General features: G+C 51.0%; 20 protein-coding genes. 12 read left to right on the forward strand and 8 right to left on the reverse strand.

Features of this window, described 5'->3' with window-relative positions; genetic code table 11:
- Positions 1-70 precede the first annotated feature (70 nt).
- The 6 genes from secA to JW984_00630 form a co-directional block, all read right to left on the reverse strand.
- Positions 71-2,995, reverse strand: coding sequence for a preprotein translocase subunit SecA (gene secA, locus JW984_00605; GenBank protein ID MBN1571678.1), 2,925 nt, complete (start codon positions 2,993-2,995; stop codon positions 71-73).
- Between the two features lie 223 nt (positions 2,996-3,218).
- Positions 3,219-4,181, reverse strand: coding sequence for a peptidoglycan DD-metalloendopeptidase family protein (locus tag JW984_00610; GenBank protein MBN1571679.1), 963 nt, complete (start codon positions 4,179-4,181; stop codon positions 3,219-3,221).
- A gap of 556 nt (positions 4,182-4,737) precedes the next feature.
- Positions 4,738-6,630 (reverse strand): tetratricopeptide repeat protein, encoded by a 1,893-nt coding sequence (locus tag JW984_00615; protein MBN1571680.1) that lies wholly within the window; start codon positions 6,628-6,630, stop codon positions 4,738-4,740.
- 3 nt (positions 6,631-6,633) lie between these two features.
- Positions 6,634-6,924, reverse strand: a complete 291-nt coding sequence (locus JW984_00620; GenBank protein ID MBN1571681.1) for a septum formation initiator family protein — start codon at positions 6,922-6,924, stop codon at positions 6,634-6,636.
- Positions 6,925-7,244: 320 nt separating this feature from the next.
- On the reverse strand, positions 7,245-7,688 hold the full coding sequence (locus JW984_00625; GenBank protein ID MBN1571682.1) for a DUF1178 family protein: 444 nt from the start codon (positions 7,686-7,688) through the stop codon (positions 7,245-7,247).
- Positions 7,689-7,746: 58 nt separating this feature from the next.
- A complete protein-coding gene (locus JW984_00630; GenBank protein ID MBN1571683.1) occupies positions 7,747-8,712 on the reverse strand; it encodes a diguanylate cyclase in 966 nt (321 codons plus the stop codon).
- Positions 8,713-9,108: 396 nt separating this feature from the next.
- On the opposite strand from JW984_00630, the gene rplU reads away from it, so the two are divergent.
- From rplU to JW984_00690, 12 genes are all read left to right on the forward strand, one after another.
- Positions 9,109-9,420, forward strand: a complete 312-nt coding sequence (rplU, locus tag JW984_00635; protein MBN1571684.1) for a 50S ribosomal protein L21 — start codon at positions 9,109-9,111, stop codon at positions 9,418-9,420.
- Positions 9,421-9,637: 217 nt separating this feature from the next.
- Entirely contained in the window at positions 9,638-9,895 is a 258-nt protein-coding gene (gene rpmA / locus JW984_00640; protein ID MBN1571685.1) for a 50S ribosomal protein L27, read from the forward strand.
- Positions 9,896-10,271: 376 nt separating this feature from the next.
- Positions 10,272-11,291, forward strand: a complete 1,020-nt coding sequence (obgE, locus tag JW984_00645; protein MBN1571686.1) for a GTPase ObgE — start codon at positions 10,272-10,274, stop codon at positions 11,289-11,291.
- 59 nt (positions 11,292-11,350) lie between these two features.
- Positions 11,351-12,475 carry a glutamate 5-kinase gene (proB, locus tag JW984_00650; protein ID MBN1571687.1) on the forward strand — a complete coding sequence of 375 codons (1,125 nt, stop codon included), beginning with the start codon at positions 11,351-11,353 and terminating at the stop codon, positions 12,473-12,475.
- A gap of 118 nt (positions 12,476-12,593) precedes the next feature.
- Entirely contained in the window at positions 12,594-13,094 is a 501-nt protein-coding gene (locus JW984_00655) for a 3-isopropylmalate dehydratase small subunit (GenBank protein ID MBN1571688.1), read from the forward strand.
- A complete protein-coding gene (gene leuB, locus JW984_00660; GenBank protein MBN1571689.1) occupies positions 13,091-14,215 on the forward strand; it encodes a 3-isopropylmalate dehydrogenase in 1,125 nt (374 codons plus the stop codon). Before JW984_00655 ends, leuB begins: the two co-directional genes overlap by 4 nt.
- Before the next feature lie 22 nt (positions 14,216-14,237).
- A complete protein-coding gene (locus tag JW984_00665) occupies positions 14,238-15,260 on the forward strand; it encodes an aspartate-semialdehyde dehydrogenase (GenBank protein MBN1571690.1) in 1,023 nt (340 codons plus the stop codon).
- 9 nt (positions 15,261-15,269) lie between these two features.
- Positions 15,270-17,708, forward strand: a complete 2,439-nt coding sequence (locus JW984_00670) for a hypothetical protein (protein MBN1571691.1) — start codon at positions 15,270-15,272, stop codon at positions 17,706-17,708.
- A gap of 9 nt (positions 17,709-17,717) precedes the next feature.
- Positions 17,718-18,515, forward strand: a complete 798-nt coding sequence (locus JW984_00675) for an energy-coupling factor transporter transmembrane protein EcfT (protein MBN1571692.1) — start codon at positions 17,718-17,720, stop codon at positions 18,513-18,515.
- Position 18,516: 1 nt separating this feature from the next.
- The gene (gene truA, locus JW984_00680; GenBank protein ID MBN1571693.1) at positions 18,517-19,257 is read left to right on the forward strand and encodes a tRNA pseudouridine(38-40) synthase TruA; all 741 of its coding nucleotides are present in this window, start codon (positions 18,517-18,519) and stop codon (positions 19,255-19,257) included.
- The gene (locus JW984_00685) at positions 19,254-19,808 is read left to right on the forward strand and encodes a biotin transporter BioY (protein ID MBN1571694.1); all 555 of its coding nucleotides are present in this window, start codon (positions 19,254-19,256) and stop codon (positions 19,806-19,808) included. Before truA ends, JW984_00685 begins: the two co-directional genes overlap by 4 nt.
- The gene (locus JW984_00690) at positions 19,805-20,770 is read left to right on the forward strand and encodes a hypothetical protein (GenBank protein ID MBN1571695.1); all 966 of its coding nucleotides are present in this window, start codon (positions 19,805-19,807) and stop codon (positions 20,768-20,770) included. Before JW984_00685 ends, JW984_00690 begins: the two co-directional genes overlap by 4 nt.
- A gap of 59 nt (positions 20,771-20,829) precedes the next feature.
- On the opposite strand, the gene JW984_00695 is transcribed toward JW984_00690, so the two are convergent.
- Both JW984_00695 and JW984_00700 read right to left on the reverse strand, forming a co-directional pair.
- Positions 20,830-21,315, reverse strand: a complete 486-nt coding sequence (locus JW984_00695; GenBank protein ID MBN1571696.1) for a DUF488 domain-containing protein — start codon at positions 21,313-21,315, stop codon at positions 20,830-20,832.
- Positions 21,316-21,445: 130 nt separating this feature from the next.
- Complete coding sequence (locus JW984_00700; protein MBN1571697.1) at positions 21,446-22,138, reverse strand: hypothetical protein; 693 nt, start codon at positions 22,136-22,138, stop codon at positions 21,446-21,448.
- Positions 22,139-22,350 lie beyond the last annotated feature (212 nt).

The following is a 22,350-nucleotide window of genomic DNA, read 5'->3' on the forward strand; positions in this document are numbered from 1 at the left end:
AAGCAGAACCTGAGGCCTTTCAACCGTTTTTATGTCTTTGAGTCTTGAGGCGGGTGGATCGAGATTCTCTCTATGACGCCTCCGCCACCTTCCCGCAGCACTTTTTGTATTTCTTTCCGCTTCCGCAGGGGCAGGGGTCGTTCCTGCCTATTTTCGCGCTCTCCCGGACCACCGTCTTCGGTTTTTGTGGTGCGGAGTCTTCGCCCCTGTTTGTCTGCATCGCCTCCCCCGCCTCCGCCTGAGAGGCGGCCGCGGCCATGGCCCCGGTGAAATCCCTGTGGACGAGGTTGAGGTTGTCGATGGCGAGTCTCGGCCTTACCTCCTCTTCCCTGGCTATCTGTACCCTGAATATTTTGCCGAGAAGCTCCCCCTTGACGTTTTCCCCCATCTCGGAGAAGAGATTGAATCCCTCTTTTTGGTACTCGATCAACGGGTTTCTCTGGCCGTAGGCCCGAAGCCCGATCCCCTCCTTCAATTGATCCATCGCCTCCAGGTGATCCCGCCAGTTGGAGTCCAGGGTTTCGAGCATAAGCATCTTCTCAAGATGTCTCATGAGGGGCGGGGTGAGGTGCTCCTCCTTCGCCATGTACCTCTTGGTCACGCTGTCCAGGAGCCAGTCGGCGAAATCGTCATTGTTCATCTCGGAGATTTGCGGGTCTTCGAGGTTTATCGGCATGGAGAAGTAGGTCATGATCGATTCCGCTATCCCTATGGCGTCCCAGTCCTCGATGAAGCCCTTGTCGGAGGTATATAAATACATGATCTCTTCGACCTTCTCCTCGATCATCTCCATGATGTCGTCTCTGAGATCGTCCTTTCCCAGAATCTCCCTGCGCCTCTCGTAGATGACCTCTCTCTGCTTGTTCATCACGTCGTCGTATTCAAGGAGGTTCTTTCTGATGGAAAAGTTGTTTCCCTCGACCTTCCTCTGGGCGTTCTCGATCGCCTTGGTGAGGAGGCTATGCTCGATCGCCTCCCCCTCCTCCATCCCGAGGCGGTTCATCACGGACATGATCCTGTCCGCCCCGAAGATCCTCAGAAGGTCGTCTTCGAGGGATAGGTAGAACTGGGACGATCCCTTGTCCCCCTGCCTGCCGGAGCGGCCCCTCAACTGGTTGTCGATCCTCCTGCTCTCATGGCGCTCCGTTCCGATAATGTGGAGTCCCCCCAGCTCCGGAACTTCATCGCCGAGGACGATGTCGGTTCCCCTCCCGGCCATGTTAGTTGCGATTGTTACGGCGCCGTACTGGCCGGCCCCGCTCACTATCTCCGCCTCCCGCTCGTGGTGCTTGGCGTTCAGCACCAGATGGGGTATCTTCCTCATCTTGAGGAGTCGGGAGAGCTTCTCCGATTTTTCAATGGATGTCGTTCCGACGAGGACCGGTCTCCCCTCCCTGTTGAGCTCCGCGATCTCGTCGGCCACCGCCAGAAACTTTCCGTTCTCGGTCTTGTAGATGAGATCGGAGTATTCATCTCTCCTGAGGGGCCTGTTTGTGGGAATTACCATCACGTCAAGCTTGTAGACCTTGTTGAACTCCTCCGCCTCTGTGTCTGCGGTTCCGGTCATGCCGGCGAGCTTTTCGAACATCCTGAAGTAGTTCTGAAGGGTGACCGTGGCTACGGTCCTCGTAGCCTTTGCTATAGTGACGTCCTCCTTCGCCTCGAGGGCCTGGTGGAGGCCGTCGCTGTAGCGCCGCCCCGGCATCATCCTTCCCGTGAATTGATCGACTATTATTACTTCCCCGTTATTAACGACATAATCCACGTCGTTTTCAAAGAGGGTGTACGCCTTGAGGAGTTGGGAGAGGTTGTGGATCTTTTCGGTCTTGTCCTCGAATTCCATCCCCACCGCCTTCTTCTTGTTTTCCTTCTCGGCGGTGGACAACGACTCGTCCTGCTCTATCTTGATGTACTCTTCGTTGATGTCGCCGAAGTCGAAAAGGTCCCCTAGGGAGGTCCTGATAATGCCCTGGCCCTCCTCGGTGAAGGAGACGTTGTGCTCCTTCTCCGAGAACATGTAGAGGAGTCCCTCTTCGAGCTCCTGCGTCCTCTTGTCCCTAGCTATATAGCCCTCCATGCGGGTCATCTCTTTTTTTATCTCTTTTCTGTCGGCGAGCAGTTTCAAAAGCCGCCTGTTTTTCGGGTCCCCCCTCTCCACGCGGATGAGGTTTATCATAGATCCCTCGAAATCGCCCCCCTTTTCCAGCTCCACTGCCTTCACGAAGAGGTTATTTACGTGCTCCTTCTGCCTCGTAACGAGCCTCTTAATAAGGGGCTTCAGGGTATCGTACTGGTGAGAGTCCCTGTCCACCTGGCTGGAGATTATGAGGGGGGTTCTGGCCTCGTCGATCAAAATCGAGTCCACCTCGTCGACGATGGCGAAGAATGGCTCCCTCTGGACGTAGTTTTCGAGGTTGAACTTCATGTTGTCCCTGAGGTAGTCGAAGCCGTATTCGTTGTTCGTCCCGTAGACTATGTCGCAGGCGTAGGCGGCTTTTCTCTCCTCGTCGCTCATGTCGTGGAGGATTACGCCGACGGTAAGTCCCAGAAACTCAAATATACGCCCCATCCACTCTCTGTCTCTTTTCGCCAGGTAGTCGTTTACGGTGACGATGTAGACGCCCCTTCCGGTGAGGCCGTTAAGGTATGCGGGGAGCGTTGCCACGAGGGTCTTTCCCTCGCCGGTCTTCATCTCGGCGATCTTCCCCTCGTGTAGGACTATGCCGCCGATAAGCTGCACGTCGAAGTGCCTCAGCCCGATGGTTCTCCGGGACGCCTCCCTGACCACGGCGAAGGACTCCTCTATGAGATCATCCAGCTCCCACCCCTCTCCAAGCCTTTTTTTGAACTCCTCCGTCTTTGCCCTGAGGTCCATGTCGGAGAGCTTCATCATCTCCGGCTCGAGGGCATTTATTGCCTCGACGATGGGAAGCATCCGCCTTATTTCCCTCTCGTTTTTAGAACCGATTATCTTTTTTAATACGGCGCCAAACATGGTGTTCTCCTCCGTACTTGAGACGATTTGGAATTAAGAATAAACCCCGAAGGAGGGTTTCCCGTCGGGGTTGCTTTAGCGATATTTAAAACCTCTCGGCTTTAATGAACTCTCCTTCCCTGATAAATATCTTACGCTCCCAATTATCTCTTCCGCTCCCAAGTATCTCCCAATTACCTTGATGAAGTTATTTTGTAATCCGATAACTGAGATGACAAGTGTTTTAATTCAAAATGTAGTTCTTCGGATTCACTGGTACGCTGTTTACACGGACCTCATAGTGCAGGTGGGGCCCGGTCGTGAGTCCCGTCTGTCCGATGGTTCCGATCTTTGCACCCCTCTTGATTTTGTCCCCCTCCTTGACGAGGATTGAATCGAGGTGTCCGTAGCGTGTCGCGATTCCGTATCCGTGGTCGATGGTGAGGAGCTTGCCGTATCCCCCCTCGATTCCGGCGAATACGACGATACCGTCTGCCGGGGCAATCACCGCCGTTCCAACCTTATTGGCAATATCGAGGCCCTCGTGCATCCTGAGGGTCTTGGTGTATGGGGAGCGCCTATAGCCGAAGCCGGACGTTATAAATCCCCGGGCCGGCCAGATGGAGGGGGTGCTGGCCAGGATGTTCTTTTGATCCTCGAGGAAGCTCAAAAGCTCCTGGATGCTCTCCTCTCGAAGCTTCGATTCCTCCTGGAGCTTGTCGAGGTCGACGCTTATCTCCTTCATCAATGATTTTGTATACTTATCGACATCCGTCACGCTTTCCCCCTCTTCGGGCAGCGGGCCGCCGACGCCGAACATCTCCTCTCCCTTAGTATATTCGCCGATGTTGGTGATTATCCTGAGTTTCTCGTCGAATTGACGGATCTTTTCCATCTGGGCTTCTAAGGTATCTATCTTGTCCTGAAACTCCCGGATCTTCTCCTTCTGTCTCATGTTTGTCTCTCTCAGGTCGCCCACGGTGGTGGCCTTGGAGACCAACTCGAAGTAGTTAAAGAGCATAAATCCGGAAATGATGATGAAAAAGAGAGTCAAAACCCCCAGGATCGTCAAGGAAAGATCGGAGATCTTGAACTTGTGTACCTTTTGGGCTTTTTGAGGGACTATTATTATAGTGAAGTATTTCTTGGACTTGAAAATATTTACTAATGTCGAAAGGAAATTACTTACAGCTATTTTTCTATTCATTTTTTTATTCCTGTTATTTATAATATTAAATCAGAATAGAGCGAAGTCCCTGAAAAAACAGTTTTTGTTGTCAATAAGGATATAAAAACGGCAGAGTTTAAGATAACAATTTTATTTCTGTATGTCAAGAAAATTTTTCTAATAATATTCTAATGTTATCACCTTTCAATATGTATGATCGCACTACGAAATCTAAAATATGTAGAAATTGGGAGATTCTCCTCCTCCTGATTTTAAAGGACTTAGATTATCTGCGTTAGGAATATGAAATTTCCTTTAAGTCATGTACGGTAGCTACTGATAACAGCGAAGGAAGGCCAATTTTTTAGTGAATAAATATAAGATTTTCAAAGAGGTCTCTGTGTGTTCCTTGTGGTTTTCCGATTTCATTAGCATCGATCGCTATTTGGCGTGGAGTGGTAGAGCGGTCATATAACAAGTGGTTTTTTAAGCTCCATTCGTGATATTTATTCGAGAGAAGGGGGCTTTATTACAATCGTTTTTACAATAACAATTCTGGGATTAAAACTTGATAATATGGATTAAAAGGTTGTACTTACGACTTGTTCTTCAGGCTGTTCTTCCAGCGGTTCATGAAGGAGTCGAAAGTGATGTAGTATGTCTCGGTGAAGGCCTCGTCGAATTCCTTCCCCTCGCCGATCGCTTCCAGGAGGTCCCTTATAAAGCCGATTCCGTACGTCTTTATCATGTAGTTGGTGCCGGAGAGGCTGTACATATATGCGAAATAGGCCTGAGTCGTCCCAAGGCCCATAAATCCCCCTGAGAACTGTCTCAGCGACGGGAGGTCTTTGTATCGTCTGTAATATTCGAGAACGAGCTCGTCGGCCTCCACTGTCGACTTTCCCTCCATATATTGGGCCAATCCCTCATGGAGCCAGACCGGGCATCCCGAGCCGGCGATGTCGAAGATCACGGCATGGGTGTATTCGTGGGTGACCATTGCGGTTAGCTCTTCGGTTTTTCCGGTCAGCCCCTTTATCGGAATCCGTATCTTTCCGTCAAACAGGGCGCCCGCCCAGTCAGGGGTTTTTGTCGCCTCCTTGAACTCCTTGTCTGCGTATAGGACTACGGTGAGTTTTTTCGTGGGGTATCTGCCGAGGGTCACCCCGACCTTCTCGTATACCTCCTCGAGGGTGGTCAAGAGAAAGTTCCCTACAACTTCCCGGGAGCCCCCCTCGTACTTGATGACGAAGTGGCTCCCCTCCTTTTTGTCGAAGGCGCCCTCGATGGAATACTCGCGCTCGATCTTGGCAAGATATTGCTTGGCGAGCTCGTCGTTGGGGTGTTTTTCGGAATACCTTTTGATGAATACCAGCGCCTCTTCGAGTTTTTCCTGCTGATATAAAACATACCCGAGGTACATCAAAATATCGTCGTCCTCGGGATTCAGCTTCATTGCGGTTCTGTAGTATTTCTCCGCCGATCTTAAATCGCCCTCGACTTCGGAGATCCGTCCCAACCCCTTATACGTCGAGAATTCCTGATTTGAATAATGAAGGGAATTGCTGAAGTGGACTTTCGCCCCCTCGATGTTGTTTTTTTTCAACTCCTGCCATCCCATGGCCGAATAGCATATTGAGACGCTCCTCTTCAGCGCCGTGTCGTTTGGATTTTCACCGAGCGCCTTGAGAAATATCTTCAGGGCCTCTTCAAACCGCCCCTTTTGAAAAAGTTCCACTCCCTCGGCATATGACGAACGGGAGGATTTTGCCGTCAAATCGGGGATCTCTATTTCCGGTTCCTTCTTAAGCGTACCCGTGTCAATGGTCGGATTTTCCCCCTCGTTTTTTTCTTCCGGAGTTGTCTCCGGCAACGGGGAGACGGGAGCCTCCGAGGGAGTTTCTGCGGGAGAGGTGGGGGAAACCCCAGGGCCGATCGGCTGATTGGTCTCGTAGAATTTCTTGTAGTACTGGTACATGAACGCCAGGGAGAGCCCAATCAAAAGAAAAACCAGTAATAAAATGAAATACCTGAGGCTCGGATTTATAGATTTTGTCTCCGCTTCGAGCTTCTCGACCGACTCCGGGATCTCGAGCTTCATTTCGTTGAGATAAGACCTTTTTAAGGGACGTCTCAGCTCCTCGATTAGCCTCTGTTTATCCTCTGGACTCTCGATTACGGGGACGAACTTCACCCGGGCCCCAAGCTTGGTGAAGTTGCGCTCAAGCTCGGCGGCCCTTCCCTTTGGCATTCTGTTCGAGATGACAAGGGGGAGATTATCGAGCCTCAATAAGATACTTTTTAGATTGCTCTCTTTTGAGCGAGAGGCAAGGTACTTCGCCGTCTCCTTTTTTGCGTTATAGTCGGTAAAGGATTCGAGGATTACCTTGTAGCTTCGCTCTTCGAGGTTTATCGGAAAGAAATTCTTGCACTTACTGCATTGGAGTGAGCCATCCGGAAGATTTGTTCCGCATAGATTACAAAACATGACTTACTCTGGGGTGAAAATGTAAATAACTTCCCCATCCTTTGCCATCCCCATCTTTGACCTGACGACGCGCTCACGATATTCCTTGCTCTTAAGGCGGATGAGCTCGTCCTTTAGGGCGCTGTTTTGGTTCTGCAGGCTCTCGATTTCGAGGGAGATGCTCTTTTTCCTCTCTTTCATCGTCATAAAACTGATGAATCCACGCTTTCCGAAGACGGTAAAGCCCAAAATCGTCAAGGAGACGACTACGGATGCAATCGTGAGGGTTTGCCTGAGATTTTTCACTATCTTCACTTATCGGGTAATCATTTTACCCGAATTATAACAAAAAGGAGAAGGAAGTCAAGGTTAAAGAGTATAAAGATTGAAAGTAAAAATATTACTAATATTTCCTGCAGGCTCGTTCTTAAAGTGCTACTTTATGCTTTGAGACGATCTTCTGTGGACTATTCGGGGAAGGTCGCTACGTAATCAATTTATTAATAAAAGTTCGGCCTTCCGACCGAAAAGATCGTCGGCGCTTCAATCCGTATTTAACAGGAATGCAGTCTTTTAAAAACGCAGTCCAATGAGTCGTTGTGTCAATGCTCCCTTTGACAATAATCGATCTCCCCTCAGCTGTCGAACTTGATTATCGGGATCTTTACAAAGGGAACCCCCTCTTCCATAAGCTCCCTCTCCTCTTCTTCGGTAGTGGTGCCGCGGATATTTTTCTTCTCCTCGAAACCGAGATGGATTTTCAGCGCCTCCTCCGCAAAGCCGGTCCCCACATCCTCGAAGTGCTTGCTTATGTATTCCTGGAGCTCGTAGAGGTTTGCCTGGATGGGTATCGGAACCTTTCCCTTATTGTCCCCTGCTTTATTTACCGAGGCGTTTGAGTTTGCCGGGATCGACCTGTTGCCGATGGAAAAGGTCGACGGTATCCGCTCGACATCGTTGCAGCCGCAATACGGGCAGCTTATAAGGAGTTTTTCCCTCTGCTCCTTAAACGAATCGCTGTCGGAAAACCATCCTTCAAAGATGTGGCCGTTGTCGCACTTTATATCGATTGCTATCATTTTATTATTTGCTTCAAGAAAAAAACGCCCTTTTCGAGTCTTTGGTTTTTATCCGTGATTACACTTTATTTATTGCCTCATTCTCGAATTTATCTTCATCGTATGAGATAGGCGTAATCACGCTCATCCCCATCCCTTTCGTCTTGGCCTCGTTTAGGGCCTTGTCGGCCCGTTCAAAAAGGGATATGGTGTTTATCGCGTTCTTAGGCATATCCGGCACGACGGAGGCCACCCCTGCGCTCGCTGAGAGATGAAAGTTCTTTCCATTCTCTTTGAATACATTTTCCCCGATCTTTCTTCTAAGGTCTTCGGCCACCTTGAAGGCCCCGTCCTCGTCGGTGTCTATAAGGACCACCACAAATTCTTCCCCGCCGTACCTTGCCAGTAGGTCGTATTTGCGCAGGTTCACCGTTAAAATTGTCGCGATCTCTTTCAGCACCCTGTCTCCCACGAGATGCCCGAAATTGTCGTTTACCCGCTTGAAGTTATCGATGTCAATAATGATCAGCGAAAGAGGCTTTTTGAGTCGGGGGATTTTGTTTATCTCGCGGTTCAGGTAATCCCAGAAGTAGCCGGCGTTTTTGAGATCGGTCAGCTCGTCGGTGGTCGAGAGCTCATTAAGCTTGGCCTTGAGAAAATCTATCTGTGTCTTGTACGACTTGACCCTGAGCGCCGATTTCACCCTGGCAAGAAGCTCGATCTCGTCAAATGGCTTTTTTATATAATCAACCGCTCCCGCATCGAGACCCTTCTTCACATCCTTCGAGGATGTCCTGGAAGTCAGCATTATTATCGGTATATCCCTGGTCTCCGAGCCCTGGCTTAAGATCTTACATAGAGATATCCCGTCCATCCTCGGCATAATCACATCTAATATGATGAGATCGGGATTTTGCTCGTAGGCAAGCCTGATCCCCTCGAGCCCGTCCTTCGCCTCGACGACTTCGTAGCCTTTTGTGGAGAGCGTATCCTTAACCATCTCCCGCGTGAGTTCGGAATCTTCTACTATCAATACTTTTTTCAATGTGCCCCCGACCTTTTTAATAATAGTAAAACCCCAAAAACATTATAACAGTAATAACATTTCCAGTCAAGATTTATCCCCGACATCCCTTATCGATTAAGAATGAAAAAGGGCGTTGTCAGAAAAAATGGCACAACCTTCAATTTGATAATCCCCTTTAGAGTACTAAAACCTTCAAGGCTAAGGCCTAAAGGGGATTGAAATGAAAATATTACAAAATATCGCAAGAGGGGGATCATATATTTTGTATCAAAATTTTTCAACAATTATCTTGACAAGATAATTCAAAAAGAAATATAATTAATAGTTTCTATTGAATCTATTTAGTTTTTTAAGTTCTTAATCAACCTATGCCTTAGGTTGTCTTTATGTTTTAGGGAGGGGAGCAGAAAAAGTATGTATGCAGTAATCAAGACCGGCGGTAAACAGTACAGGGTGTCTTCCGGAGATACCATCTCCGTGGAAAAGCTGTCGGGAAACGTCGGGGATAAGATCGATATTGAAGACGTCCTTATGGTTGGGGGGGATAAAGAGCCGAAGGTCGGCTCTCCAAATGTAAAGGGCGCAAAGGTTTCAGGGACCATCGTCTCCCAGGGGAAGGGGAAGAAGATAACCGTCCTTAAGTACAAGAGAAGAAAGGGATACAGGAGAAAGCAGGGACACAGGCAGGACCAGACGAGAATCAAGATCGACGAGATAGTCGTGTAAATCTCCATTTCCCTTTGGGGTTTGGGTAAATTGCGAATCTGGCTGTTTTGGTTAGCAGGGGGGGATGGGGGGGAATCGGATTTATTGCAGCGTGGGGGGGCACTTTTAAGTGGATGTCTTAACGGAAGTGGTAAGTAGGGTTGGAGATAGATAATTTGTGAAGTAATTATCTTGGATTAATTTTATATAAATGAGGGAGAACTTTTAGGAGTCAGCCATGGCACACAAAAAGGGACAGGGAAGTTCCAGAAACGGAAGGGACAGCGCGGGCAGGAGATTGGGCCTCAAGTGCGGGGCCGGACAGACGATCAGCGCGGGGAGCATCATCGTCCGCCAGCGGGGGTCGAAAATTCACCCGGGAGTCAATGTGGGGATGGGAAAGGATCACACCCTTTTTGCCCTGATAGACGGGAAAGTAGAGTTCGGTAATATCTCCGGCGGCAAGAAGAAAGTCAGCGTCATCACCGAAGACTGATAACGGTTTTTGTCTTGTCGGTCGGCCGTCGCGGGCGGAGGGGATGGGGATAATGGAGGGGTGGAGTCAGAAAGAATGAGGATGCAAGTGGGTGATCTGTGCAAAGGGATGAGGGTTGCAAGGGGGACGGCGATCGATTCTAAAATATTCTCAAACGAATGATAATGTTTCGGAGGACTCCTCAACCCTTACGAATCCTTATATATTATATGGATCCAAGCGGGATTTGATATTCATCCATTGAAATAATTAGAATTACGGGTATTTGAGGCTCGAACGATTCTGAAAATATAGCAATAGACGGAAAATCAAAGGGCGGACGTAGGCTTGAGGAGACTTGAGATCGTTCGCCCTTTTTTTATGGGGGATATTCGGGGTGAAGTTCGTTGACGAGGCGACAATAGAGATAAAGTCAGGGGCCGGTGGCGACGGCTGCATGAGCTTTCGCAGGGAAAAGTACGTCCCAAAAGGCGGACCGAACGGCGGCGACGGCGGGAACGGCGGAGACGTCTATATAGTCGGAAATCCCCAGATGTCCACCCTCCTCGACTACAAGTACAGGCAGCACTGGGCCGCAAAGCGCGGCGCCCACGGGAAGGGCAAGGATCAGCACGGGAAAAACGGAAAAGACCTAATAATACCCGTTCCGATGGGAACCGAGGTTCTGGACGCTCAAAAAGGAGAGCTGATCGTCGATGTGGTCGAGCCGGACGTCAAGGTTCTTCTGCTCAAGGGCGGAAGGGGGGGCAGGGGAAACGCACGCTTCGCCTCCCCGACAAACAGGGCGCCCAGGGAATTTGAGAAGGGAGGTCCCGAAAGGTCGGCAGTTATCCGCCTCTCCCTCAAGGTTATCGCCGACGTCGGCATTATTGGGTTTCCGAACGCCGGCAAGTCTACCCTGATAAGCAAGATCTCCAGGGCGAGGCCGAAGATCGCCGACTATCCCTTTACCACCCTTACCCCGACCCTCGGGATCGTATCCCTCGACGGCGGGAGGAGTTTCGTGATGGCCGACATCCCCGGGATCATCGAGGGGGCGCATAAGGGGGTGGGGTTGGGGACGAGATTCCTGAAGCACGTGGAGAGGACCAAGGTCCTGATTCACCTCCTTGACCTGAATCCGCAGAGCGGGAGGGACCCGGCCCGGGATTACGAGATTCTGAACTCCGAGCTTAAATCCTTCAGCACGGCCCTCTATCAAAAGCCCCAGGTGGTGGCGGCGAACAAGACAGACCTCCCCGGCTCCAAAGAGAAATTTGACGAGCTTGTGGATCGACTCTCCACATTAGATATTGACATTTTCCCCATTTCTGCTATCAATGGGGATGGAACCAAGAGGCTCCTGAATGCCGTGTATGGCGTGATGGAGGGGCTTGGTAAAAAAGAGGCGGAGTAGACATCGGGGAGGGCGGTATTCCCCTTTTAGAGGCGTGATTGACGTGATTAATTGATATTATGCGAAAAGAGCTGATAGGAAACGTAAAGCGGGCCGTTGTAAAGATAGGGAGCGGCGTCCTCACGGCAAAGGAAGGCCTTAATATCGTCGCCATTGAGAGGATCACATCAGAGATCGCCGCTGTAAAGGAGCGGGGAATCGAGTGTGTAATAGTGTCTTCCGGCGCGATAGCGGCGGGAGTGCCCAAGCTCGGCTTTCTCGCGAAGCCGACTGCGATGGCCGAGCTGCAGGCGGCCGCCTCCGTCGGGCAGACATCCCTCATGAGGGCATATGAGCGCTCGTTCGAGAACCACGGGATCGTAGTCGGCCAGATACTCCTGACAAACAGGGACCTGAGCTACAGACACAGGTTCATCAACGCGAGAAACACGATCTTCACCCTTCTCGATTTGGGGATAATCCCGATAATCAACGAAAACGACACGGTGGTAGTCGACGAGATTCGCCTCGGCGATAACGATTTTCTCGCCGCCCAGACGATAAACCTCGTCGAGGCCGACCTCCTCCTGCTGTTGACCGATACCGCGGGTTTCTACGACAAGGACCCGAATCTCCATAAAGATGCCAAATTGATATCGATTGTGAAAAACGTCAAGGAGGAGGCAAGCCATCTCGCGGCGGACACCTCGACCAAGGTCGGGGTCGGAGGGATGAAGACAAAGGTCGAGGCGGCACAGATGGCCGTCGAGATGGGAATACCGGCGATAATCGGAAGTGGAGTCCAGAAGGACTCCATAATCGATATTTTTGACGCCAAAGATGTGGGGACCCTTTTTCTCCCGAAGAAAGTCGGGATGAAGAGCAAAAAATACTGGATCAGGTACTCGCCTAAGGTTACCGGAACGATCGAGGTGGACGAGGGCGCCTTCAAGGCGATAGTCAACGGGGGGAAGAGCCTGCTGCCCGGCGGAATCGTTATGGTCACGGGAAATTTCAAGGAGAAGGAGATAGTCTCTCTATTGGGGCCCGAGGGGGAGGAGTTCGCCAGGGGACAGGTGAATTACAACTATCACGAACTCATGGAGATAAAGGGAAAGAAGACCGGCGAGATACGGAGAGGGAAGGGGGATAAACACCCGGACGAGGTGGTACATCGGGACAACCTCGTCCTCATCCACAGGTAGGGATCCCGGGTAAAAAAGATTGGGCGGGGTCGGGCGGGTTTTGCTGACGGGGGAGGGCGGATGCAGGTGGCGTCGGAATGGATTGAAGCGATATTTTAAAAAAAAGGGGGGGGTCAGCATGAGACATAAGGGAAGGGCATACAAAGTGGGCGATGATGTGGACACCGATGCGATAATCCCGGCGAGGTTTCTAAACACCTCCGACCCGGAGGAGCTGGGTTCCCATGCCCTGGAGGACTACGCCCCAGATTTCAGGGGGAGCGTGCGCACAGGCGGGATACTGGTCGCCGGGAGAAACTTCGGCTGCGGATCTTCGAGGGAGCACGCCCCCGTCGCAATCAAGGTGTCCGGCACCTCTATCGTAATCGCCGAGAGCTTTGCGAGGATATTCTACAGGAACGCCTTCAACACTGGGCTTGCCATACTCGAATCCCCGGAGGCGGTAAGGGGAATAAAGGCGGGGGACGAGGTGGAGGTGGACACGGGGAAAGGGGAGATAAAGAACGTCACGTCCGGAAAGACCTTTTCCGCAAAGCCTATACCCCCCTTTATGGCCGAGCTTTTGGCGGACGGGGGGCTGATCGGTCATATAAAGAAGGGGATAAAAAAGGGGAAATGAAGAGGTATAAGATAGCACTCCTACCCGGGGACGGGGTTGGGGTCGAGGTAACGCGGGAAGCGGTAAAGGTTTTAAATGCGGTCTCCGATTCCAGGGATGCTTCAAAGGATGATATAAAGTTTGATTTTGTCGAGTGCCCTGTGGGGGGTGCGGCGATTGACGAGTACGGCGTCCCGTTGCCGGAGGACACGCTCGATGTGATCGGAAAATCCTCCGCAGTCCTCCTGGGAGCGGTGGGCGGCCCCAAGTGGGACGGTCTCCCAACGGACAAACGTCCCGAGGCGGCACTCCTAAAGCTCAGGTCCACCCTCGGCCTCTTCTGCAACCTGAGGCCGGCGATCGTCTTCCCGGAGCTTGTGGGGGCCTCCACGATCAAGGAGGAGGTGATCCGGGACATCGACATAATGGTGGTGAGGGAGCTTACCGGGGGGATTTATTTCGGGACGCCCCGAGGGATAAGAAACGAGGGCGGTCAGAGGGTGGGGATCAATACCCTGTCCTATTCGGAGTCGGAGATCAGGCGGATCGCCGATACCGCCTTCAAGATTGCGGAGAAGAGGAGAAAAAAGCTGACTTCAGTAGACAAGGCCAACGTCCTCGAATCGATGGCCCTCTGGAGGGAGGTCGTAAGCGAGGTCGCGAAAGGATACCCCGACGTTACGGTCGAGCATATGTACGTGGACAACTGCGCCATGCAGCTGATAAGGAGGCCGTGCGATTTCGATACCATTTTGACAACAAACCTTTTTGGTGATATAATAAGCGATGAGGCGGCTATGCTGACCGGCTCCATAGGGATGCTCCCGTCGGCGAGCCTGGGGGAAGTCAAGGATGGGGGAGCGGGTGGTGTGGGGATGTACGAGCCGGTGCACGGGAGCGCCCCCGATATTGCCGGCAGAGGGGTCGCCAATCCGATAGCCTCGATCCTGTCCGCCTCGATGATGTTGAGATACTCCTTGATGGAGATAGAGTCGGCCGAGATGATAGAGGGGGCGGTAAGGAGGGCTCTTGCGGACGGCCTGATGACGGCGGATATCTTCATTGGGGAGGGAAGGAAGGTTTCCACCTACGAGATGGGCGATTATATAGCGGAAAATATTAAAACATTAAATGTTGGATAGAAAAGGAGTGCTGAAGCAAGTTATGGTTGAGAAGAAGTACAGCGTTGCGGTGGCCGGCGCAACAGGCGCCGTGGGAGAAGAGATGATAAGGACGTTGGAGGGAAGGAAGTTTCCGGTCGCGGAGCTTAGACCCCTCGCATCGGAGCGCTCCAAGGGGAAGAAGATCAGGTGCAACGGCAGAGAATTTACGGTGGATGTACTCGGGGAGGGTTCGTTTTCGGGCGTGGACATAGCCCTCTTTTCCGCCGGCGGGGACAGGAGCCTCAGGTTCGGCCCCGCCGCCGCGGACGCCGGGGCCGTGGTCATAGACAATTCCAGCGCATTCAGGATGGAGCCGGATATCCCACTTGTGGTGCCGGAGGTAAATCCCCACGCCATTGCGGATTACAAGAACAGGGGAATCATAGCCAATCCTAACTGCTCTACCATCCAGATGGTGGTGGTCTTAAAGCCGATTCACGACGTTGCGAGGATCAAGAGGGTCGTCGTCTCCACATACCAGGCGGTTTCCGGCACCGGAATGAAGGCGATAAAGGAGCTTACCGAGCAATCGAAGGCCGTGTTGAACTCCAGGGAGTGCAATGCCGTTGTCTATCCCCACCCTATCGCCTTTAACTGTCTTCCCCACATAGACGTCTTTCTCGAAAACGGCTATACGAAGGAAGAGATCAAGATGACAAACGAGACCAAGAAGATAATGGAGGATGACAGCATCGAAGTTACCGCAACGACCGTGAGGGTCCCCGTATTCTACGGCCATAGCGAGTCAGTAAATATAGAGACCGAGAAAAAGCTCTCCCCCAATGAGGTAAGGGAGATCCTTAAAGGAGCCCCCGGAGTCCAAGTGGTGGACGATCCGAGTAACAATATTTATCCTCTGGCCACGGTCGCCGCGGGAAAGGACGAGACCTTTGTTGGGAGGATAAGGGAGGATTTCAGCATCGCCAACGGCATCAATATGTGGATCGTGTCCGATAACGTAAGGAAGGGAGCGGCGCTGAACGCCGTACAAATAGCCGAATATCTAATAGAAAACCATTTGTAGTTTTCTAAAATGACCATTGCAGGCATAGAAAAAGAATATCTCAAGCTCCTGCAGGAGGGGAATATTCCCACAGACGAGCGTCTTGCCTTATCCAAGGGGCTCCTTCCCGACGGCACACCCACTCCGCCCCGCGTCTTGGCCAGGCTTTTTCTTGACCAGGTGACTAACGTAAGGGAGGAGGCGAGAAAATCGATCTTGAGGCTGAGAGAGGATGCCCTTTCGCAGATTGCCTCCGACAACTCCACTCATCAATCCCTCCTCCTTTTTTTGGCGAAACACTTCAACAAATCCCCCGTTGTGGGGACCTCGATTATCGCAAACAAGAATACAACGGAAAAGATCCTCTACTACCTCCAGGGAAGGGGGAATGAGATCGAAGATGAATCGGATAAGGGGCCGGTCGACAGGGCGGAGCTTTTTCGGGATCAGAAATTCGACGATTTCGAGATAGGCGAAGAGGTGGATATAGAGGTATCCACGCAAGAGGAGATTGTTCTGGAGGTGCCGGGGGAAGAGGAGGAGGTGGAGATCGAGAGGTCGTCGGATATGGGTTCTCTGGGCAGGACTCCCTCAAGGGACGTGCCGAAATCGGGAGTCGGATCGAGGGCGGGCAAGGATGAAGTGAAATTCGAGTTTGTCCCTGAGAAATATACTGACAGAGATATGGAGGTGATTATTGAGCTGGAGGAGACCGATGACTTCGATGAGGAGGAGGAGATATTAATAGGCGAGGATACGGCGGTAACACGGGAGGAGAGTGGCGCCCGGGAGATAATACCCCCCAAGGTCGATCAGATAGGGATTATTCCCCGTGGTGAAGATCAAATTGTAGCAGGGCGTGATCGGTTTTCAGAGATGCAGACCCCCACGGAGGAGGAGAAGAGGGAATTCGCATCCACCGTTGACCGGATTGAGGATAAGGTAGGCGATATATTTGATATCGACCTTGGGGATGCCCAGGGGGGAGGTTCCCTTGGGACGGCCGGGGCGGAGGTAGGAATTGACTTTGAAGCGGAACGATACACTTCCGGATTTGAAACTTCCACGGAGGGGCACGAAACGGCGGAGTTTGGAACCTCGACGGATTTTCCGAAGTGGGATTTGGATGATCGGTCGGTTAAAATGGACAGGGAGAAAATGGAGGTATCCCTTGCCTCGGACAGGTTTGTTACGCGTCTTCCCATGGGAAAATACATCCAGAAGGTATCCCCTTTTGATCTGATCGTGAGGTCGGTGAAAATATTTATTCCCGTGGCGGTTTTTCTTTTGATCTGCTTTATAATTTGGGCGACCCTTCCGAAAGGGGAGGCTTCAATCGAGGAATATGACAGCGGGATCAATAGAATCTTGGTGGAGATCAAGAAGGAGGGTTTCAATTCCAAGCTGAAAAATCCCTTTCCTGAAGGGGCGTTTCTCTCCAACTGGGAAACGGTAAAAACAGGGGATGAGGTGGACTTCGATGCCGGTGACGGCACATCCGGCGGGAGGAGATTAAGGGAGGACCTCGCCAATTTTAAAACCAAGTACACAAGAGAGCTCGAATATGATGGGGTAACGGAAGATCTCGCCATAAAAAAGAGGTCATATTCAAGGGTTTCAAAGAGGCTCAAGGCGATAGATAAAGAACTCTTCGTCTTCAATGAAGAGAAGGGGAGTTATTTTATGAGGTTTGGGGAAGAGGGTCTAAAAAGGAATGTCGCGATTGAAGAGCGTGATAAAGAGATAGGGAGTTTTAAAGAGAGCTTCAACAAGGAGAAATCGAAGATCGAGAAGATAGAGAAAGACATTGCCGACGCCAAGGAGAGGATCGCGGAGTTCGAGAGGTATAACGTCCCGACGGAAGAAGATCACGGTTATTACGCAAACAAGCTTGAGCTGGAGGAGTTGACGAAGGAGTATAGGAAGCTAAAGCCGATGTTTGACAGATTGCAGTCGAACTACGATGGAGCCATTAAAAAGTTAGAGGATAAATACAATCAAAGGTTGAGCGCCATTGACAGGATAGAGATTATTGATAAAGAAGTCAGCAAGTTAAAGGGAGAGAAAATTCAGCTCGACATTGAGAAGAGGATTTATGGTGAGGAGATGGAGGAGCTTGAAAATAGGCGGGGCAAACTTGAGAAGGCCAAAGCGTCCGGGGAAAAAATAACAAGTGAGGGCCTGCCAATCTTCCTCGTAATGAGCAATTACATAAAGGAACATGAAAAATCGCTTTTAGATGAGGATATGGATGAGGATGAGGGGATATCGTTTTTTGAGAAGTATATGATTAAACAGAAGGAAGCTGTTTTAACTATTGCCATTTTAAATAAGGATGGGAAAGAAGAGAAGAGGAAATATTCCACCACCCTTATGAGGATGATAACAAAAAAGAAGTTCCTTTTATTTGAATGGGACATTAATACCACGAAATGGGTTCTCACCTCAATATCTGAAATAAAAAAGTAGTCATAATTCATGAAATTCCTTCAAGATATAACCTTGGGTCAATACATGCCCCAGGATTCTTTTGTTCACAGGCTTGACCCCAGGGTGAAATTCTTTATTCTGCTCATCCTCATGGTCACCCTGTTCTTTATTGAGGCCCCGCTGAAATTTTTATTGATGGGGCTTATCGTATTTTTGATAATAAGGTTATCCAAGATCCCCACAGGGTACGTCTTGAAGGGGGTGGCCCCTTTCGTATGGCTATTTCTCTTTGCGGCCTGCGCCCATTTCTTCTTTACGCCCGGCAGATCCATCAGGCCCTTTCCCATCGGTTTCGTGAACGTGACCGTTGAGGGTGTGGTGAACGGGACGGTCATCACGTTGAGGATACTCCTTATTATCGTCCTCTCCTCGATGCTGACACTGACAACGACCCCCCTGGAGCTGACAACTGCCCTGAAGATGGCCTTGTCCCCCTTAAAGCGCTTCAAGGTTCCCGTCAATGACTTCGCCATGATGATGATGTTGACCATAAGGTTCGTTCCGATCCTGCTCCTCGAGGCCCAGAGGATCATCAACGCCCAGAGATCGAGGGGGATCAACTTCGAGACCGGAGGCCTTATCCAGCGGGCGAAAAAGCTCGTGCCGATATTGATACCTCTCTTTAACCTCTCTTTTTTGCGAGCGGACGAGCTTTCGGTTGCGATGATCTGCCGGGGGTACGCCACCGGAAAGGAGAGGACGAGTTTCAGGGAAGTCCGTTTTTCAACCCCCGATTTCTTCGCCCTTGCAGCGGTAATGCTTGTATTACCCTTCTTTTTCCTTTAAAATGAGAAATGTCAAGCTAACCCTCTCCTATGACGGCACCCATTTCTACGGATGGCAGATACAGTCTGAGGGGAGGACTGTGCAGGGAGTCGTCGAGGATTGCCTCGGCGTAATGCTTAAAGGTAAGGTGAGGATTAACGGATCGGGGAGGACCGATACGGGGGTTCACGCACTGGCGCAGGTTGCAAATTTCAGGACATCAAGCGATATAGAATGTGACGGCTTTATGAGGGGCCTGAACTCCCTTCTTTCTGAGGATGTGAGGATTACGGGCGTTGATGATGAGGTGGATGACTTCGACGCCAGGAGGTCCGCCGTATCAAGGAGGTATCGGTATCTGATCTACAACGGAAAGGTGCCGTCCCCTTTTTTACGAAACTACGCCTGGCATGTAAAAAAACAGATCGATGTGGATGCCGTCAACGAGGCGGGGGCGGCGCTCCTCGAAAGCCACGACTTTTCCTCCTTCATCGGAGGTAAGAACGAGACGAACACCAGTGTGAGAGACGTTATCGATTTCGGGGCGGAAAGGCTGAACGGCGACTTCGTTTCGATAGAGATAGAGGCAAACGCCTTTTTGAGGCACATGGTCAGAAATATTGTGGGGACGCTCATGGATGTGGGTTGGGGGAAGATGGGAACCGGGGAGTTCAGGGACATCATAAACGCCCGGGACAGGGGAGCGGCGGGGATTACGGCGCCCCCCCAGGGATTGTATCTTGTTGAGGTGACCTACCCGTGAAGAGGACTAAATCGCTAAAGATTTATATTTTGGCCTCGCTGTTCGCCGCCCTTACGGCGGCGTCCGCCTTCATCAAGCTCCCCACGCCTTGGGTCCCCCTGACCCTCCAGACTCTCTTGGTTTACCTCTCCGGACTTCTCCTCGGCCCGTGGGGAGGGGCGATGTCGCAGATCCTGTATCTGCTTGTCGGCCTTGCGGGCCTTCCCGTCTTTACGGGAGGCTGCGGCCCTACCTACGTCCTGTATCCCACGTTCGGTTACCTCGTGGGATTTATTCCCGCCTCGTTTACGGCGGGTCTCCTTGCGGAGCGGGGGGGGTACCTTCTTCCCGCTCTGGGCACCCTGATATGTGTTCTGGTTATCTACGTTTTCGGAGTTCCCTATCTCTATTTCTCGGTAAATTATCTTTTGGGAAAGGAGATGGCTTTTTTGTCGGCCCTTAAAATAGGCTTTCTGATCCCTATAGCCGGCGATATCTTCAAGGGGGGCGCGGCCCTGGGGATATTCTACCTGATCAGGATGAGGATGCCGATTCCGATAAGTAAACGATGATTGACGATAATCCGACATTGTTTGATGTTCCTAAGATAAAACTCAAGAGAGTGATGGAGGATATATCCATCCTAAACCTCGAGGGGGCGAAGGTAAAGATGTATTCCCTCCTCAGGCAGTACCCCGAAAACGACGATGTGGGGAGAGAGGCTGAGATATTAAAGATCATCGAATCGGTTATGACCGAGGAAACTACGCCATCACAGCTTTTGAGCGGCTTTTACTCCATCAAGAGGCATCTGAATTCGATTTCGTATCAACCCGAATATCTGGACGATCTGGAGATCGCCTTCTTTCAGAGGATCGTGGATGCCTTTGGGGAGGAGGAGATAAAACCGGTCCAGGGGTATCCGGCGGGATTTTTGCTCATGAAGGCGGGGAGGTTCAAAGATGCGGAGGAGTCGCTCTTGGGAGAGCTCGACGATCCTTCCCTCCCCTTGAGCAAGAGGGCGCGTCTTCTCGGATACATGGGGGACCTCTTCTTTATGGTCGGTGACACCGAGGGAGGGAGGTCCCACTACCTGAAGGCGGTCCTTGCCGATTGGCGGGGGATCGACAAAAAAAATATCGTCGATGAGGACGTGTCGGCCCTGATTGCGGGAACTTACATCCCCGAGGGAGAGGGAGGGATATGGGCGGCCCCCACGGGTCACATGCTGATGGTATTTCGATCAGGCTCGTTTGAGGACTCCGATGACCTTATGGATTTCTACAACGAGTTTATCCGCCTGAAATCCTTGGCCGCGGGGGACGATTCGGAAGAGGTGTGGGGGAAGCTGTTCTACTACGCCCTCGTCATCGAGGAGAACGAGGACGTCTTCAGGTCACTGAAGGGAATGGACAAGATGGCCCTGAGAAAGCTGATGAGAGAGTTGAACTCGGTGCTGTTCAAGCTCCACACGAAGCTGTCGGTTTCCAGGAGAGACGGGGAGGCCGATCCGGGTGAAGATATGGTCGGGTAGCCCCCCCCTTGACCCTCTTCTCCGGTTCCCAATTTCCATTCAAATATCTATTTAGATATCTATTCAAATATCTTTTTAAAAAGGCCCGGAGGGCTTTGACCATCGTCCGCGACGGTCGTCGAGTCGGAGAGGATGTGAACCACATCGACCCCCCTCCTCTTCAGCTCCCGGGAGATCAGGTGCTTTCGATGGCATCGATCCGGGTCTTTCTCCGCGCACATTATTGCAACTCTTTTTTCGCCCGCTGTTTTCATAAGCTCCTCTATCCCCGCGTGGAAGCCCTCTCTTTGGGAGATCTTGTAGAAAGCGACCGGTTTACCTTCCTCCCCCGAGTCCGTTCTTCCACCGAGGCGGTCGCCCATGTAAAGATACTTCACCCCCTCGGCCTCAAGGGACGCCGCTATCCTGTTCTTGTTGAAGTGGGGAACGTATCTGGAGTATGGCCTTGACCTTACATCCACGAGGAGCTCTATGCGGGCACCCATGAGGAGGGAAACAAATCTTGTGAAATCGTGGTTGCTGTGTCCTATAGTATATATCTTCAATAAAATCCCCGCCCTTTTTACATTAAGGTAGAATCTTCTTCGGCTCTCCGTTAAGAATAAACGGGGTTTCCCTCCAAGACCAACGAGAGGAGAACAATTGGAGTGGAGTCAAACAGACGAGACAATCGAATCAATATATTATCAGCGAGTGGAAGGAGGCTTCCACCCCCTTTTTGTACTCTTTGAATTTGTCCTCCGTGCCGAAAAAGGTAAGAGAGACCGTGTAGGTGGGGGTGTAGTATTCCACAATCCAGATTTTCTTTCCTCCGAAGAGCTTGTTGGACTCCGTCCCGAGGGCTATAACCGTTACCCCTGGATAACCTCTCAGCTCAACCGGCTTTATCTCGATCATGGAGTAGTTGGAGGTGGAAAATGTCCTCTTGTACTCAGACAGCTTTTCGTCCCTGAGCGTGATAATTTTGTTGTCCGGATCGGCGTCTTCATCCCCCTTTTTAACGTCTCTCCCCTTGAATTGCCCCCCTCCCCCCTCGGACTCCGGCCCCTTGTCGCTATTTCCACCCTTGCCTTCGGTGTTATCTTTTTCCTCCACTAAATAGGCTATCCGGGTGTCTTTGTCTCCAAAGGGTGAAAACAGGACCTTCCCGTAGAAATCCCACTTGACCCAGCCTTCCGGCGGCAGAAAGGAGGAGATGTTCAGGGGGTCAGAAAACCTCGAATCTTTTTCGGTTCTCGATTCCTCGCCGGTTGTGGCCCCAATGAAATGGGCCGTGATAATCAATACGATTGCCGTCACGGCCAGGCGCCTTTTTGTGTTGAGGAGCCGCTCCTTGGGCGGGATGTGTGTCCTTTGTGGTAATATCATAATATTATAAGGCCTACTATTTTATTCCGTAGTTTTATCTTATTCTCTTTATCTTCATCTATTATCACTCTCGATTCTTCGGAGGTGTTTGCAGTCTAAATATTTTAAATCATTTCTCCCCCTTTGGCAATAGATTCTTTGGAATCCCTTTAAAATGACTCTTCAGCCTCGGCGTGCCATTTAACGGCTCTATTTGGCCGAAGGTTCGTTGA

The organism is Candidatus Zymogenus saltonus (assembly GCA_016929395.1).
Taxonomy (GTDB): Bacteria; Desulfobacterota; Zymogenia; order Zymogenales; family Zymogenaceae; genus Zymogenus; species Zymogenus saltonus.

Excerpts from the sequence above, each read along its gene's own strand:
- JW984_00670 (MBN1571691.1), top strand. The coding sequence starts at position 15,270 with ATGACCATTGCAGGCATAGAAAAAGAATATCTCAAGCTCCTGCAGGAG.
- rpmA (MBN1571685.1), top strand. The coding sequence starts at position 9,638 with ATGGCACACAAAAAGGGACAGGGAAGTTCCAGAAACGGAAGGGACAGC.
- JW984_00690 (MBN1571695.1), top strand. The coding sequence starts at position 19,805 with ATGATTGACGATAATCCGACATTGTTTGATGTTCCTAAGATAAAACTC.
- JW984_00675 (MBN1571692.1), top strand. The coding sequence starts at position 17,718 with ATGAAATTCCTTCAAGATATAACCTTGGGTCAATACATGCCCCAGGAT.
- truA (MBN1571693.1), top strand. The coding sequence starts at position 18,517 with ATGAGAAATGTCAAGCTAACCCTCTCCTATGACGGCACCCATTTCTAC.
- JW984_00615 (MBN1571680.1), bottom strand. The coding sequence starts at position 6,630 with ATGTTTTGTAATCTATGCGGAACAAATCTTCCGGATGGCTCACTCCAA.
- rplU (MBN1571684.1), top strand. The coding sequence starts at position 9,109 with ATGTATGCAGTAATCAAGACCGGCGGTAAACAGTACAGGGTGTCTTCC.
- leuB (MBN1571689.1), top strand. The coding sequence starts at position 13,091 with ATGAAGAGGTATAAGATAGCACTCCTACCCGGGGACGGGGTTGGGGTC.
- JW984_00700 (MBN1571697.1), bottom strand. The coding sequence starts at position 22,138 with ATGATATTACCACAAAGGACACACATCCCGCCCAAGGAGCGGCTCCTC.
- JW984_00610 (MBN1571679.1), bottom strand. The coding sequence starts at position 4,181 with ATGAATAGAAAAATAGCTGTAAGTAATTTCCTTTCGACATTAGTAAAT.
- JW984_00625 (MBN1571682.1), bottom strand. The coding sequence starts at position 7,688 with ATGATAGCAATCGATATAAAGTGCGACAACGGCCACATCTTTGAAGGA.
- secA (MBN1571678.1), bottom strand. The coding sequence starts at position 2,995 with ATGTTTGGCGCCGTATTAAAAAAGATAATCGGTTCTAAAAACGAGAGG.
- JW984_00655 (MBN1571688.1), top strand. The coding sequence starts at position 12,594 with ATGAGACATAAGGGAAGGGCATACAAAGTGGGCGATGATGTGGACACC.
- JW984_00665 (MBN1571690.1), top strand. The coding sequence starts at position 14,238 with ATGGTTGAGAAGAAGTACAGCGTTGCGGTGGCCGGCGCAACAGGCGCC.
- proB (MBN1571687.1), top strand. The coding sequence starts at position 11,351 with ATGCGAAAAGAGCTGATAGGAAACGTAAAGCGGGCCGTTGTAAAGATA.